The sequence below is a fragment of the Corynebacterium sp. ES2794-CONJ1 genome (genome assembly GCF_025660615.1).
Lineage (GTDB): Bacteria > Actinomycetota > Actinomycetes > Mycobacteriales > Mycobacteriaceae > Corynebacterium.
This window is the reverse complement of sequence record NZ_JAOTIM010000002.1, coordinates 113149-127871: the sequence shown is the minus strand read 5'-3', so window position 1 is coordinate 127871 and position 14723 is coordinate 113149. Positions and strand designations below refer to the sequence as shown.

General features: G+C 53.3%; 12 protein-coding genes. 8 read left to right on the top strand and 4 right to left on the bottom strand.

The window, feature by feature from the left end; all coding sequences use genetic code 11:
- Nucleotides 1-53 precede the first annotated feature (53 nt).
- Nucleotides 54-2273 carry an NADP-dependent isocitrate dehydrogenase gene (locus tag N7326_RS02930; protein ID WP_263088118.1) on the bottom strand — a complete coding sequence of 740 codons (2220 nt, stop codon included), beginning with the start codon at nucleotides 2271-2273 and terminating at the stop codon, nucleotides 54-56.
- 323 nt (nucleotides 2274-2596) lie between these two features.
- Between N7326_RS02930 and N7326_RS02925 the strand changes: the two genes are divergently transcribed.
- The 4 genes from N7326_RS02925 to yhjD all read left to right on the top strand — a co-directional run bounded on the left by N7326_RS02925 (nucleotide 2597) and on the right by yhjD (nucleotide 6439).
- Complete coding sequence (locus N7326_RS02925; RefSeq protein ID WP_259077221.1) at nucleotides 2597-3844, top strand: MFS transporter; 1248 nt, start codon at nucleotides 2597-2599, stop codon at nucleotides 3842-3844.
- A 116-nt stretch (nucleotides 3845-3960) separates the two neighbouring features.
- Complete coding sequence (locus N7326_RS02920; RefSeq protein WP_259077219.1) at nucleotides 3961-4149, top strand: hypothetical protein; 189 nt, start codon at nucleotides 3961-3963, stop codon at nucleotides 4147-4149.
- Nucleotides 4150-4231: 82 nt separating this feature from the next.
- Entirely contained in the window at nucleotides 4232-5260 is a 1029-nt protein-coding gene (gene trpS, locus N7326_RS02915) for a tryptophan--tRNA ligase (RefSeq protein WP_259077218.1), read from the top strand.
- Between the two features lie 93 nt (nucleotides 5261-5353).
- The gene (yhjD, locus tag N7326_RS02910) at nucleotides 5354-6439 is read left to right on the top strand and encodes an inner membrane protein YhjD (protein ID WP_259077217.1); all 1086 of its coding nucleotides are present in this window, start codon (nucleotides 5354-5356) and stop codon (nucleotides 6437-6439) included.
- A gap of 214 nt (nucleotides 6440-6653) precedes the next feature.
- Here the strand turns inward: yhjD and N7326_RS02905 are convergent, their stop codons facing one another.
- From N7326_RS02905 to N7326_RS02895, 3 genes are read right to left on the bottom strand one after another with little or no spacing between them, the layout of a single operon-like run.
- Nucleotides 6654-7886 carry a hypothetical protein gene (locus N7326_RS02905; RefSeq protein ID WP_259158077.1) on the bottom strand — a complete coding sequence of 411 codons (1233 nt, stop codon included), beginning with the start codon at nucleotides 7884-7886 and terminating at the stop codon, nucleotides 6654-6656.
- Between the two features lie 38 nt (nucleotides 7887-7924).
- Complete coding sequence (locus N7326_RS02900; protein WP_263088117.1) at nucleotides 7925-8866, bottom strand: C40 family peptidase; 942 nt, start codon at nucleotides 8864-8866, stop codon at nucleotides 7925-7927.
- Complete coding sequence (locus N7326_RS02895; protein ID WP_259077211.1) at nucleotides 8863-9144, bottom strand: hypothetical protein; 282 nt, start codon at nucleotides 9142-9144, stop codon at nucleotides 8863-8865. The genes N7326_RS02900 and N7326_RS02895 overlap by 4 nt, the downstream gene beginning before the upstream one ends.
- 95 nt (nucleotides 9145-9239) lie before the next feature.
- On the opposite strand from N7326_RS02895, the gene upp reads away from it, so the two are divergent.
- From upp to N7326_RS02875, 4 genes are all read left to right on the top strand, one after another.
- Complete coding sequence (gene upp, locus N7326_RS02890) at nucleotides 9240-9875, top strand: uracil phosphoribosyltransferase (RefSeq protein ID WP_259158080.1); 636 nt, start codon at nucleotides 9240-9242, stop codon at nucleotides 9873-9875.
- A 258-nt stretch (nucleotides 9876-10133) separates the two neighbouring features.
- Entirely contained in the window at nucleotides 10134-11297 is a 1164-nt protein-coding gene (locus tag N7326_RS02885) for an amidohydrolase (protein WP_259077783.1), read from the top strand.
- A 136-nt stretch (nucleotides 11298-11433) separates the two neighbouring features.
- Nucleotides 11434-12849, top strand: coding sequence for an NAD(P)H-quinone dehydrogenase (locus tag N7326_RS02880; RefSeq protein ID WP_259077209.1), 1416 nt, complete (start codon nucleotides 11434-11436; stop codon nucleotides 12847-12849).
- A gap of 49 nt (nucleotides 12850-12898) precedes the next feature.
- A complete protein-coding gene (locus N7326_RS02875; RefSeq protein ID WP_259077208.1) occupies nucleotides 12899-14686 on the top strand; it encodes an HSP90 family protein in 1788 nt (595 codons plus the stop codon).
- Nucleotides 14687-14723: the final 37 nt, after the last annotated feature.

The following is a 14723-nucleotide window of genomic DNA, read 5'->3' as shown; positions in this document are numbered from 1 at the left end:
ATAGACCAAAATAATGACCGCACCGACTATCGGTGCGGTCATTATCTTATGGGTTATGAGAAGTTGAGGCGATCGATAATGGTGTTAAATTTTGCTACCGGGCGCATGACCGACTGCAGGGTAGCCTCATCGGGTTGGTAGTATCCCCCCAGATCTACTGGATCACCCTGGAGAGAGATGAGCGCAGCGTCGATCTCTGCGGCGTGCTCCTTGAGCTCGCGGGCTACCGGGGTGAAAATCTCGCGCAACTCGGAATCAGATTCTTGGGCAGCTAATTCCTCAGCCCAATAAAGGGTGAGGAAGAAGTGGGAGCCGCGATTATCAATTTCGTGAACCTTCCTCGAAGGCGATTTTCCATCTTCTAAGAGGCGTTCGGTGGCCTTATCGAGGGCGTCGGCAAGCACTGCCGCTGGTGTGGACTCGGTGGTGCGGGCAATATGGCGCAGCGCCTCGGCGAGTGCGAGGAATTCCCCGAGAGAGTCCCAGCGTAAGTGATTCTCCTCTTGAAGCTGCTGAACGTGCTTCGGGGCGGAACCGCCGGCCCCTGTTTCGAAGAGGCCACCACCTGCCATCAGGGGGACGATGGAGAGCATCTTCGCTGAGGTACCCAACTCCAAGATAGGGAAGAGATCCGTATTATAATCGCGCAATACGTTGCCAGTCACCGAGATGGTGTCCTCGCCCCTGCGTATACGCTCGACGGATATCCGGGCCGCCTCAACGGGCGAGGCGATGGAGATATCGAGCCCATCGGTATCGAGCTCGGATAGGTAAGTGTTGACGAGTTCGGTGAGCACGCGGTCATGGGCACGCTCAGGGTCGAGCCAGAATATAGCAGGAGTGTGGGAGATGCGGGCGCGTTCCACAGCTAGCTGAACCCAGTCGCGAATGGCTGCATCTTTGGTCTGGCAGGCTCGCCAGATATCACCTGCTTCCACTTCATGGGAGATGAGAACTTCTCCCGACGATGAGATAACCTCCACAGTTCCCGATGTTGACATCCTAAAGGTCTTGTCATGGGAGCCGTACTCTTCGGCCTTTTGGGCCATCAATCCCACGTTCGGAACTGTACCCATGGTGGTGGGGTCGTAGGCGCCGTGAGCCTTGCAATCTTCAATGACCGACTGGTAAACGCCCGCATAGGATGAATCAGGGATGATCGCGAGGGCGTCTTGTTCTTCATCATTACTATTCCACATATGACCTGCACTGCGGATCATGGCTGGCATCGAGGCATCGACAATGACATCGGAAGGAATATGCAAATTCGTAATTCCCTTATGAGAATTGACCATAGCTACATCGGGTCCCAATTCGAGAGCTTTGTCGAATGCGGCCCTAATTTCGGGACCATTCTCGAGGTTCTCCAGGCCTGAGTAAATAGCGGCTAGACCATTTTCCCCATTCAGGCCATGGGCGAGAAGTTCGTCGCCGAATTGTTCGAATACGTCGTGGAAATAAGCCCGCACGACGTGGCCAAAAAGAATCGGATCGGAGACTTTCATCATGGTGGCTTTAAGGTGAATGGAGAAGAGGACCCCCTCCTTTTTTGCTCGAGCTACCTGAGCAAGAAGAAATTCATCGAGGGCCCGTGCAGACATAAAGGTAGCATCGATGACTTCACCAGCGATAACAGGAAGTTCCTCGCGCAGTACCTCGACGTCCCCAGAGCTAGTGCGTACCTGGATTTTTAAAGTATCGTCCTGTTCGATGACCACGGATTTCTCATTATGGCGAAAATCATTAGCTTCCATGGTGGCCACATTGGTCTTGGAATCAGTCGACCACGTACCCATATAGTGCGGGTTTTTCTTGACGAAATTTTTAACAGCTTGCGGCGCACGGCGATCGGAATTGCCCTCGCGTAGTACTGGGTTGACTGCCGAACCCTTGACCGCATCGTAGCGGGTGCGGATATCCCGATCGGTATCACTGTCCGGATGATCGGGGTAGTCGGGGAGCTCGAAACCCTGGGACTGCAGTTCCTTGATAGCGGCTTTGAGCTGGGGGAGAGAGGCAGAGATATTGGGGAGTTTAATTATGGTGGCTTCAGGAGTGGTGGCGAGGTGTCCGAGAGTTGCCAGTGCATCATCCACTCGCTGATCGGGAGCGAGATAATCTGGGAATTGGGCAAGGATGCGGCCCGCGAGTGAGATATCGCTGCTGACGACGTCGATGCCCGCTGTCTTGGTAAAAGCTCGTACCACAGGCTCGAGTGAATAAGTGGCAAGAAGTGGAGCCTCATCGGTGCGGGTCCAGAAAATCGTTGACATCAGTCTCCTTAGATTTGTCGATATGTGAGCTAGTAAACTACTCAGGGTTTTCTCCTCAAGAATACCTATTTTGTTATCTATGTGGATTAACTCACCTTTTTTATATATCTAGCTGTAGGTTTGTCGTGGACTCTCGGGGGTAGAACCAGTGCAGATCTCTTATCGGGAACTTTGGGCATTGCGGCTATAGTCCGATGAGCCTGGATATAAAAATTAGGTGCAGAAAAGTAATGAAGGACACAGCGGGCGGTCGTCTTTTATTTTGACCACCTTCGAGCCGGCAAAGGTGCGGGCTGGAAAGGAAGCAGGTAGCTTAAGTTCACGTGACCACCCAATCAGCTCAAGAGAAAAGAAGAACCGTGCCACATAAGCCGCTGCGCCGAGTGATTCCCCGCCAAGACGAGATCTCTACACGCCAGCGCCTTATTGTATGGATCGCGCTCGGCCTTGCTGGGTTTGCCATCGGTGTAAATGAATTTGTCACTATGGGGCTGCTCCGCAATATAGCTGAGGCCTTCAACCTGACCGAAGGAACAGCCAGCCTCATCATCTCTTCTTATGCCCTTGGTGTGGTGCTGGGAGCTCCCCTTATCACCGCCTTTACCGGCATGATGCCGCGACGTCGACTGGTGCTCATTCTCATGGCAGCCTTCACCTTAGGCAACGCTATGACCGTCGTATCGCCCAGTTTTGAGGTCTTAGTTATAGCGCGTTTTATTGCGGCCTTACCGCACGGCGCCTTCTTCTCAGTCGCCGCCCTGGTGACTACGTCTATGGCGGACCCGCGACACCGCGGACGAGCGCTTGCCTTTGTTGGTATGGGCTTCCCACTCTCAAGCCTTATCGGTGTCCCACTCGCGCAAGCAATCGGCGTGGCCTATGGCTGGTATAACGCATATGTATTCGTTACCGTCATCTCGCTCATCACGGTTGTGGCCTTGTGGCTGCTGATGCCCCATATGAATAAGATGCTGCCTACTTCACCGCTAGCAGAACTGAGCAGCCTCAAGCGCGGGCAGGTGTGGCTATCACTTATGATCGGTGCTGTTGGTTTCGGCGGTATGTTTGCGGTTTATACCTATATATCCTGGACGATGACTCAACGCGCCGGGGTTCCCGAAACCATGATCTGGCTGGTCTTAAGCATTTACGGGGTCGGAATGATCGTGGGCAACTGGGCTGGTGGAAGGCTGAGCGATTGGAGTGTAGAGGGTGGAATTTTTGTCACCCTTGTAGCGATCGTGCTCTCCTTGCTGTCCTTCTTCGCCTTAAGTGCATGGATGATCCCAGCTATTATCAACTTCGCTGTGATCGGCGCTTCCGCTTCTGCGCTCATACCATGTTTGCAGATCCGACTCATGGATGTGGCGGGTAAAGCCAAAACCTTAGCCGGTGCTTTAAACCATTCAGCACTCAATATTGCGAATGCGGCCGGCGCCTCGATGGGCGGTGCGGTTATTGCAGCAGGTTATGGATATGCCTCGCCCGCGCTCGTGGGCGCAGGTTTGGGAGCACTCGCGATCGTGGTGTGGGCTCTGGCAGCTACGCTGCGACGTCGCCAAGGCGACTAGGTGGCTTCGATCAACCGACTGTGCGCTCACTATTTTGTCTCTTCTCGGGTAAATTGATAGTAGGTATATCTTTTTTTCACCCAAGGGCATCTTCGATTAAAGGAGCTATATTTCTCATGCAGTCGACTAAAACAATCGGCATAGTCATTCTTATACTCGGCGTCGTCTTGCTGATCGCTTCGTATTTTCTCGTCGGAGGGCATGATATTGCAGGAATGGTGGGATCTATTGGCTTAGGCATCGGCGGTGCTGGTGTGGTGAGCGGAATCGTCTTAGCTATCATCAAAGAGCCACGTAAGCAATAAGGTCTAGGAAGTTGAGGCGAGGTCGCCCCCTTTTTCCCTGCGGTGGTGTACCAGTAAGCAGGTGGGCTAAACTTATGGGTTTATGACGGAAAATAGCATCGCATCTCCAATGAAACGCGTCCTCTCGGGAATTCAACCTACCGCTGATTCCTACCACTTGGGCAATTATCTCGGAGCTCTCAAGCAGTGGATCGGCCTCCAAGATGACTACGAGGCATTCTATTTCATCCCTGATCTCCACGCGATAACCGTCGATCAAAATCCCGATGAGTTACGCCGCCGCACGGTTGCGGGAGCCGCACAGCTGCTCGCTTTAGGCATTGATCCGCACAAATCAACCCTCTTTGTGCAATCGCACGTACCTGAGCATGCGCAATTGGCGTGGGTGCTCACCTGTATGACCGGTTTTGGGGAAGCCGGCCGCATGACCCAGTTCAAGGATAAATCTGCCAAGCGCGGGGCAGATCGAACGTCAGCTGGGCTCTATACCTATCCCATGCTCATGGCGGCTGATATTTTACTCTATCGACCCCAGCTCGTCCCTGTGGGTGAAGATCAACGCCAACACTTAGAGCTCACCCGCACTCTCGCGGAGCGATTCAACTCTCGCTATGCGCCCACCTTCCCTGTACCAGAAGGCATGATTCCCCAAGGGTCCGCTAAGATTTATGACCTCCAGGATCCCACCTCGAAGATGAGCAAATCTGCTGCCAATATTAAAGGTCTCATATCTCTTCTCGACGATCCAGCGATGTCTGCCAAGCGTATCCGTAGTGCAGTCACAGACACCGATGGGGAGATTCGCTTCGATAAAGAAAACAAACCCGGGGTCTCCAACCTCCTCGTTATCCAGTCAGCCCTCACGGGGGAGAGCGTGGCAAGCCTTGTCGATAGATATGCTGGTCAAGGCTATGGGGTACTTAAGGTAGAGACCGCAGCCGCGTTGGAAGCATTTGTGAGGCCATTGCGGGAGAAATTTGCTATGTATATGAATGACCAAGCGGAGGTAGAGAAGATCTTAGCCGACGGTGCTTTGAAGGCCCGCGAAATCGCGAGCCAAACTTTGGCAGATGTCTACGATAAGGTGGGCTTTTTGCCCAGGATGCGGTAGACTAGCGCTCCAACCCTCCCTACTGCGCGCAGGCGCAGAGGGCTGTACAGACCAATCACGAGCACATAATTATTAACGAGAAAAGACAGATTTTTGGCTACCAATAAGCACCCAGTCCGTACTAAAGAGGACGAGTATGGGATTGAACGAGCGACCGAAGATAAAAAAGGCTTGATGGATAAATACCGTGCCAAATGGGGCTGGTTTGATCATGTCATGCTCATGACCGAGCGTTATACCCAAAACGGGGGAAACCAGTTTGCCGCAGGTATTACCTATTTCTCAGTCTTGAGTATGTTCCCCATACTCATGCTTATCTTCGCTGGTATAGCAACTGTTTTGGCCAGCCGCCCCGAACTCTTGGCGGACATCAACGAGCGCATTACTGCTCAGGTTTCCGGCCAGATGGGGGAAACCCTCAATGAAATTATCGACACCGCCATTGAACAGCGTGGTGCCATGTTCGGAATCGGCGGAATCACTGCCCTATGGTCCGGCCTGAACTGGGTATTCCATCTCACCACGGGTATTTCGATGATTTGGAACTACCCCATCAAGGAAGAAAACTTCTTCAAAACAAAGCTCAACGATTTTATTCGTCTCATTGCACTATTGGTGCTCATGATCGTTGCTATTGGCATCACCGTTATCGGCAGTTCTGGTCTAACTTCCCAGCTGATCGAATTCCTTGGCCTCGAGGATATCCCCGGGATCCAGTGGATGACTACAGTGGTAGCTTTAGCCCTAGGTATTTTGGCCAACTTCCTGGTGTTCTTCTGGCTCATGAAGCGCCTTCCACGTGGCCCCGTTCCCATGAAATCGGCTTTTCATGCCAGCATTATCGGCGCTCTAGCCTTTGAAGTATTCAAGCAATTGGGCTCCCTTTTCTTCTCCAATGCCCTGAGCAACCCCGCAGGTGCGACCTTCGGCCCAATTATCGGTGTAATGGTGCTCTTCTACTTTATTTGGCGAATCGTCTTGTACTGCAGCGCGTGGGCAGCCACGACGCCGGAAGCTCTTGCTATCGCGAAGTTGGATCCACCACCTCCAGCTATCATTCGTGTCCGAGAGCAGGTCAAGGTTACTCCACTAGCATCGTCTAGTGGCGCAATCGGCTCAGGCTTAGCACTCGGAGCGGCAGTGACTGGAGTCGTGAGTTTCTTCTTGAAAAAGAAGTAATCGCCATCGCACTACCCCCGCACCCCAAAGATAAAAACTTGTGGGTGCGGGGGTAGTGCGTTGGCCCCCAACCCTATTGGAGATATGGGGGGTACCCGCCGCGGTAGGCCGGGTAGGTACTCTGTTCAACCGGAGTGCGTATATCAACCACCATCGGGGATAGATATACTCAAACCCCCACCTGCTCAGAAGCGGTGGGGGTTTGAGTATGACACTAGAAGCGAGAGAAGCGCTTAGTAAGCATCTCTTCCAGCTGAGTCCACAAGGTGGTGTGCTCGTCATAAGGAGGCGTCGGGGTATAGCCAACTTGGCGGGTGCCGCCCGTAATATAAGAAATATAGTCTTGCATGCGAGGGTTAGCTAAGAAGAAGGCGTTAAGTGAATCGTCTTGAGCCCAGTCGGCGGCGTCGGCAAGCAGTTCATAGGATTGCAATACTTGAGTCTTATCAACGCTCTCGGGGCCTTGAGCGATATCGCGGGCGATCCCATTGAATGAGTAGACGTTGTCGGGATGAACGGAGACCTCAAGGGTGCCAGCATTGGCTGCGGTCATAATATCTTCCCAGGTAGCTACCATAGCGAGGTCATGCTCTGTATGTTCGATTAGCCAGCGGACCAGGGCTTTGGAGGAGGAGAATGTGAAAATTTCTCCATATTTGCCTAAGAATACTGGCTGTGCCTCAACATAGGTACGCAGAGTATAAACGGTACGCCCGGAGATGGAAATTTTGATGGGATCAATACCAGCCGCAGCCCAGACCGTGGTGTCATAAGGGTCAACACGCTCGGCCTCTTGCTTTCTTCTGGCCTCTTCTTGCTCGAGAAGTTCCGCGGCAGCAACAAGGCCAGCTTCTACGCGGGCTTCCGCATCGGCGAGAGCCGCAGCCTCGGCATCAGGGGCGATGGTGACGGCTTCATCGAGGGCATCGACCACCTTATCCCAGTTGGTTAGCACCACACGACCAATAGCTGTCCATTCAGAGGCGCCTGCGTCACCGCTGAAATGGTCTGCACCGCGCTCAGCATTGCTCAGGATGGAGTGAGAAGAAAAGAATACCTGCACACTTGTGGCGGCCATGACGTCAGCTAGGCTGCGGGCGATCTTGAAGGTGCGCGCCACATGAGAAACATTCTCATAGCTCGGGCGATCGGCGAGAATCTTTGGCAGGCCAACCAGATCATAGTAGTGCTTAGCATCGGGAACCACACGCTCGGCACCGAGGTGATTAAACGCCGCCCACTTAGGGTGGCTACTCAAGTCATGGCTAGCATTTTCTTCAATAAAAATAAGCATATGGGCTGGCGACTCGAAGAGGAAGAGGTCATCGCCCTTTCCAAGGAAGGCTTGCCACTCCGCTCCGTGTTCGCGCCATTCGGGAGCCCACAGGGTAAAGAAATCACCCTCGGTCAAAGAGATTTTTACTGGGAAAATGCCGTTTTTACTCATGGAGATATATCCTAGCCGTTTATATGGTTAAAGTGCATCTATTGGGGGCGGAAGAAGCCCTTGAAATCCATCCCCATATTGGTGGTCCTGAGGGGATTTTCTGAGACCGGATTACCAGCCTCGATTATCATTCCATCGCCAGAGTACATGGCCACATGTCCGCTCCACACCAGGAGATCTCCGGGAGCGAGATCTTCGCGACTAATTGGTTGTCCCACGGCTTGCTCGCTAGCAATGCGAGGTAACTCCACTCCCGCTTGTCGCCAAGCCCACTGGGTTAGCCCTGAGCAGTCAAAACCCTGGCGTGAGGTGCCACCCCACTGGTATGGAGTGCCGATGGCGCTGCGGGCGATCTCTACAGCTTTATGTCCCCTCATCTGGCTCTGGTCAGGTGAGTGTGAAGTTGAGCTTAGTGCTTGTTCACCCGAAGATTCTGAGTCGAGCGAGCTGATTGTGGGTGGGAGAATGTCGGCAGCTTTGCAAGCATCTTTAAGGGCTGGAATGAGTTCCTTGGTCACCATCCGCTGAGTACTCAGAGTTAGAAATTTCCCGCGTTGCGAGACATCCTCAAGAACCTTGGTATAGGGACTTAATGCTAATTTCAATTGCTCGAGAATACAGTAGGCCTGAGTTAGAAATTGCGCTGGCAGCCGCAGGAGCATGGTAAGAGCTGGTCCACTGATGGCGGGGTTGGGGACTGCCACCTGGCTGAGCAAAGCGATAGCACGGGCGAAGAATTTGCAGGCGAGTTGCTGCAATTTTATACGGGCTTGGTTGATTAAACCTAAGGCTGGCAGCACAGTTTGGCCAGCCTCTACAGTGTCTCTAATAAGATTGACATTCTCCGCTAAGAATACTGCAGGCTCTACCCCAAATTCCTGAGCTAAAGGACCTACCTTCTCAAAGTTGGGGACCTGTGGTAGTGGTGCAGGGTTGAGGGGCTGAAGTAGTTTCTCAGCCTCAGATATAAAGTCCATCATTGTTGGGCCAACCTTTCGGCAAGGGTGAGGTCATCGGTTTCGATCGTATGCAACCATTTCAACGCACGGTCGGTGCTTTCCTCTACGTATTGGATTTGGTTTTGTGCTCGCGACCCCAGGGCGTGCACGCAAGCATTAAAAGCGGTGATATAGTCGCCTACCCCTGGCAATATTTCACCGGGGAGAAGGTGCTCTGGGATGGGAGTCTGAGCTAAATCGAGGACATCTTTGGCGAGCGAGCGCACAGTCTCGGGTGCAATATTCAACGTATTGGTCATGCTTGTTAAGACTTCACCTACTCCCTTTCGGTTCCGTTGGCGCCCTACAAGAGAAAAGTAGAGGTGAGTATGGGTGAGGGGCTACGATGACGGGTATGGATATTTTGACCGTGGACCACCCACTAGCAGCTTCTCGCTTGTCAATTATGCGCGATAAGCGCACCGATAACGCTGGCTTTCGTGCCGCACTTGCAGATCTCGGCGCCATGCTCATTTACGAGGCGTCGCGTCTGCTGCCCGTCGAAACCTTTCCGCTCGTCACACCCGTCGCGCAAACCGAAGGGACTAGACTCCAAGATCCTCCTATTATTGTCCCGGTCATTCGCGCAGGACTCGGTATGATCGACCCCGCCCTCAAAATGATCCCTGATGCCCAGGTTGGTTTTATCGGACTGGCTCGCGACGAAGTCACTCACCAGCCAGTACCTTATTTGGAGGCACTGCCTAAGGATCTCTCGGGCCGCACCGTCTTCGTTGTAGACCCCATGCTGGCCACCGGTGGTTCTTTGCTGCACGCCATCCGAATCCTTCATGATCGAGGCGCAACCGATATCACTGCTGTTTGTATGGTTTCGGCGCAAGCAGGTGTCGATGCGCTCGCCCAATCAGGCCTGCCCGTGCGCCTCGTGACCGCAACAATTGATGCTGATCTTAACGACGATGCTTATATCGTCCCCGGTCTAGGCGATGCTGGCGATCGACTCTACGGCCCGCGCAATATCGATCTCTAACTATCTGGCACTACCAAAGGTCGATGCCGAATAGATCTTCTAGATCTTCGTAGCACACCCCGCAAGATTTAGTTCTCAAGGGGTGTGCACTGTGCTCTAACCAGGGCACGAATCAACCGAAGAGAACCCGCACATTGGTAGCTCGGCTCACTAAGGCTACATTAAGGAGGGTGCAGGCGCCCTGTAAAGACAACTCAAAAACGGTGACTAAAGAGGATGAACTTGAACGATACTGATAATCAGAATCTCCACGCTTTTATGAGCGCATGGTGCGAGGAGCACCACGAAGAACTCATGGACTGGCGACGCCATGTCCATATGTATCCTGAATTATCGAACGAAGAGTTCAATACCACCGCTTTTATCGCCGAGAAACTAAGAGAAGGGGGACTCGAACCTACTCTGTTCCCGCGTACTGGGTTGGTAGTCGATATTGTTGCCGATCCTGAATCTAGGATGGGTAGCGTAGCCTTTCGCGCAGATATTGATGCGTTACCTATTCACGAGCACACTAACGCCCCTTATAGCTCGCGCCACGACAATATTATGCACGCATGCGGTCACGACATACACATTACAGTCGCATTGGGCTTCGCTCGGGCTCTTATAGAGGCCCAGCGACAAGGTCTCGTGCGGCGCAATGTGCGGATCATTTTTCAACCAGCCGAAGAAGCAATGGGCTCAGGTGCCCCCGAGATTGTGAAACTAGGGGTACTGTCGGGGGTAGAGAGAATCTACGCCCTTCATGCCGAACCGAAGATCCGAACTGGAACCGTAGGTTTGAAGGTAGGTGCGCTCACTTCCGCGGGTGACCTGGTAGAGATCAGAGTGAGTGGTCCAGGTGGTCACTCCTCAAGACCCCATCTCACTAGTGATGTGGTTTATGCACTGTCTAAATTAGTCATTGACCTACCAGGCCTTCTGAGCAGACGCGTCGATGCGTCGACGAGCACCGTCTTAGTATTCGGCGCAATCCATGCGGGTCGAGCGGGCAATGCTATCCCCGAGACAGGATCCGTGTGCGGTACCGTGCGCACCGGTCGCATCGAAGTATGGCACGAGCTGCAGCCATTGCTTGAAGAACTCATTGCGCAGGTTTTGGCACCTACTGGTTGTGAGCACGAGATCATTTATACCCGTGGCGTTCCCCCCGTTATCAACGATGTGGAGGCCGTGGAGATATTCACCAAGGCGGCACAAATGCGCGACCGGTCCTCCACGGTTCCAGTGTCCCAATCGGCTGGCGGTGAAGATTTCTCTTGGTACTTACAAACTGTTCCAGGTGCGATGGCTCGACTAGGGTGCTGGGACGGCACCCACTCACCAGGCGATCTACATAAAGCCACCATGTTGGCAGACGCAGCGTCCATACCAGTCGGTGTGCAACTCTTCGCCGGTGTGTTGGAACAAGAACAGCGATAAAGAACGAAACTTCCCCGTGCTTCGCACTAGACTAAGTGAGAAATGCCTAAGTCTTAGGCAAACTCTCATACTCGCGCGCTATGTATATTCGACCTTAAAGGTGCGCGATCGACACTAGTGCCGGAGGTAACGACGTTTGTCCAGTCTTAATAAGCGCATCATCATCATTGGAGGCGGTCCCGCGGGTTACGAGGCGGCCTTAACAGGTGCGAAATATGGCGCGCAGATAACCCTCGTCGAAGAGCAGGGCCTCGGGGGATCCGCAGTAATTACCGACTGCGTGCCTTCGAAGTCCTTTATCGCCGGTGCCAATATCAAGACCGATATGCGGCGCGCCGACGATATGGGTTTAGGCGATAGCCTCAACGAAACGGACCTGGACCTCACTCTTCTCAACGAGCGTGTACAGCAACTCGCAGGTGAGCAATCCAGTGATATTCGGGCTGCCGTTACTGCCGCCGGCGTACGTATTATCGACGGCTATGGGGTTCTCGATGATTACAGTCCCAAGCAGACCAGACATTATGTCAAAGTGACCGGACGTGATGGCAGCGAGGAAACCCTCGAAGGCGACCTGGTCCTTATTGCTACGGGAACCACTCCGCGCATCCTGCCTAAAGCTCAACCCGACGGGGAGCGCATCTTTACATGGCGCCAAATCTACAGGTTAAAAACCCTCCCAGAGCACTTGATCGTCGTCGGCTCCGGGGTTACTGGAGCAGAATTTGTATCCGCCTTCGCTGAACTCGGCGTCAAGGTGACAATGGTAGCCTCCCGCGATCGCATTCTGCCCCACGATGATGCAGACGCCGCTGATGTGCTTGAGACCGTGCTCGCAGAACGCGGCGTATCTTTGGAAAAACATGCTCGCGTTGATAGTGTCACCGCCACCGATACGGGAGTGCGTGTACGTACAACAGATGGTCGCGTGATTACAGGCTCTCACGCTTTGATGACAGTAGGATCTATTCCCAATACCCAAAATCTGGGTCTAGAGAAGCTTGGGGTAGAGACGACCTCTTCTGGTCATATCAAAGTTGATCGGGTATCGCGTACCAATATTTCGGGTATTTATGCCGCCGGCGACTGTTCTGATCAGTTCCCGCTGGCATCGGTGGCAGCTATGCAGGGCCGTATCGCTATTTACCACGCATTGGGGGAAGGGGTAACCCCGTTACGGTTGAAGACGGTAGCTACCGCGGTATTCACCCGCCCCGAGATAGCTGCTGTGGGGGTCACCCAGCACGATATTGAATCGGGTGAAGTTTTTGCCCGTTCCTATACCCTCCCTCTCCCGCGAAATCCCCGAGCGAAGATGCGCTCTTTACGCCACGGCTTTGTCAAGATCTTCTGCCGCAGAGCTTCTGGCATCGTTATCGGGGGAGTGGTGGTGGCTCCAACGGCATCGGAGTTGATTCTTCCCATCGCCGTGGCGGTGACCAATCAGCTTACCGTTGACCAGTTAGCGAGTACATTCGCAGTCTATCCTTCCCTTTCCGGCTCAATCACCGAAGCTGCGCGCCAATTAATCGTGCACGACGATCTGTGCTAAAAAGATTCAAATACTCTAGATCCCCCAACTTCCCCACGACGAGGTATGTGTGTCCAACTCGAATGAACAAGGTCAATTCCAAGTAGATTTGGGCGGCATGGTTGAACTGCTGTCGCGCAATCTATACAACAGCTCCAATGTGTATATTCGGGAGCTGTTGCAAAATGGAGTCGATGCTATCCACGCGCGTACCCTTGCCGATCCCCATTGGGATGATGGGGGTACCATCCGTCTGATCGTGGATAAACGCGAGCTCAAGGTCATCGATAATGGCATTGGGCTCACCGAGGATCAAGCGAAGCAGCTCCTAGCCACCATTGGCGGCTCGTCGAAGCGCGACGAATTCGGACTCCGCCGATCGGACTATCTGGGTCAATTTGGCATCGGCCTACTTTCCTGTTTTCTCGTCTCCAACGAGATCACGGTGTACACCAAGAACGGCGATAACGCTCCAACCGTATGTTGGCGTGGTCATGCGAACGGCACGTGGGAGGTGTCAGCTATTGCAGATCGTGACGATCTACCGCGGCAGGGCACGCTCGTGGTTTTGCAAGCAATTCCCGGTGAAGCCGATTTTGATAAGCAGCAGATCGCTGAGATCGCGCGCCGTTACGGTGAATATCTCCCCGTCACTATTGGGGTAGAGGGGGTATATGGGGGTGAGGTCCTCATCAGCGAGCCTATCCCTGTGTGGGAGGATACCCGCCGGCGCCAAGTGCAATGGTGTAAGCAGCATTTCGGTTTCGAACCTTTTGCCATCATCGATGTGAGCGTAGAGATCGCTGGTTTCACCGGGGTCGCTTTCGTTTATGGCCACGCCACTCATCCAGGGAGTAGCGCACGGCATCGGCTTTATCTCCGCAATATCTTACTGTCATCCAAAATCACCGATCTGGTCCCTGAATGGGCATATTTCGTGCGCGTCGTAGGTAATACTGATTATCTCAGGCCCACAGCGAGTCGCGACGATATCGTCGACGATGAACTATTAGACGACACCCGTGAACAAATTGGTAAAGCTATTCGCGCATGGATGAATTCACTTGAGGATGACGAGTTTAGACGTTTCCTCAGCCTGCATATGGCGGGTCTGAAAGCCCTAGCTACGACTGATCGAGAAACTCGGGACCTCGTCGTGCGCGCTGTACCGATGGAAACCTCGCATGGTCGGCTCACGCTTGGTGCAGTTATGGCGAAGGGTCCGCTGCGCTATTGTGCAACCGACCATCAATTCCAGGCGATCGTGCCCGTGGCTGCTGCCAATGATTTGGTGGTCGTTAACGCCGGGTATGTCTACGATCAGGAGATCATTGAGCAGGTTCGTCTCGATCATCCGGATCACGCGGTTGTGACAGTAACTACGGCTGATATCGTGGGCGCTTTTAAGAAACTCTCACCAAGCGATGAATCTCAATTCCTTCCCCTCATTGCCGCCTGCCAGCAGGCTCTGGAGGGCCAAGACATAGCGGTGATTGTGCGCAATTTTAATCCTTCAAGCGTGCCAGTTCTAGTTGTACCGCGCGACGCAGCGGGCGCTGGAGTCTTGGAAAAAAATGCTCGCGAAGCGGTGGGAGACTCTGGGTTAGCAGGATTACTTGATCAGTTCGAGAAATTACAACCCGAGCTTGACGACGCTCGCGCCCAGCTTGTCCTCAATGCTCAGTCGACACTTGTGTACCAATTGCTCAAGGCTCAGGGGAGGCCGGTTATCACGAATGCCATTAGGGGTTTGTATATCCAGGCGCTCCTAGCAGGACGCCACTCGCTAAATATACAGGCGCGAACGTGGGCAACTGAAGTTTATTCCGCGCTCATCAATATCTCTATTGGGGAGTAGGGGTACCCCTACCCCCCTATAGAAAAAAGAGGGGGTG

Excerpts from the sequence above, each read along its gene's own strand:
- N7326_RS02930 (WP_263088118.1), bottom strand. The coding sequence starts at position 2,273 with ATGTCAACGATTTTCTGGACCCGCACCGATGAGGCTCCACTTCTTGCC.
- trpS (WP_259077218.1), top strand. The coding sequence starts at position 4,232 with ATGACGGAAAATAGCATCGCATCTCCAATGAAACGCGTCCTCTCGGGA.
- upp (WP_259158080.1), top strand. The coding sequence starts at position 9,240 with ATGGATATTTTGACCGTGGACCACCCACTAGCAGCTTCTCGCTTGTCA.
- N7326_RS02895 (WP_259077211.1), bottom strand. The coding sequence starts at position 9,144 with ATGACCAATACGTTGAATATTGCACCCGAGACTGTGCGCTCGCTCGCC.
- N7326_RS02920 (WP_259077219.1), top strand. The coding sequence starts at position 3,961 with ATGCAGTCGACTAAAACAATCGGCATAGTCATTCTTATACTCGGCGTC.
- N7326_RS02900 (WP_263088117.1), bottom strand. The coding sequence starts at position 8,866 with ATGATGGACTTTATATCTGAGGCTGAGAAACTACTTCAGCCCCTCAAC.
- N7326_RS02885 (WP_259077783.1), top strand. The coding sequence starts at position 10,134 with ATGAGCGCATGGTGCGAGGAGCACCACGAAGAACTCATGGACTGGCGA.
- N7326_RS02905 (WP_259158077.1), bottom strand. The coding sequence starts at position 7,886 with ATGAGTAAAAACGGCATTTTCCCAGTAAAAATCTCTTTGACCGAGGGT.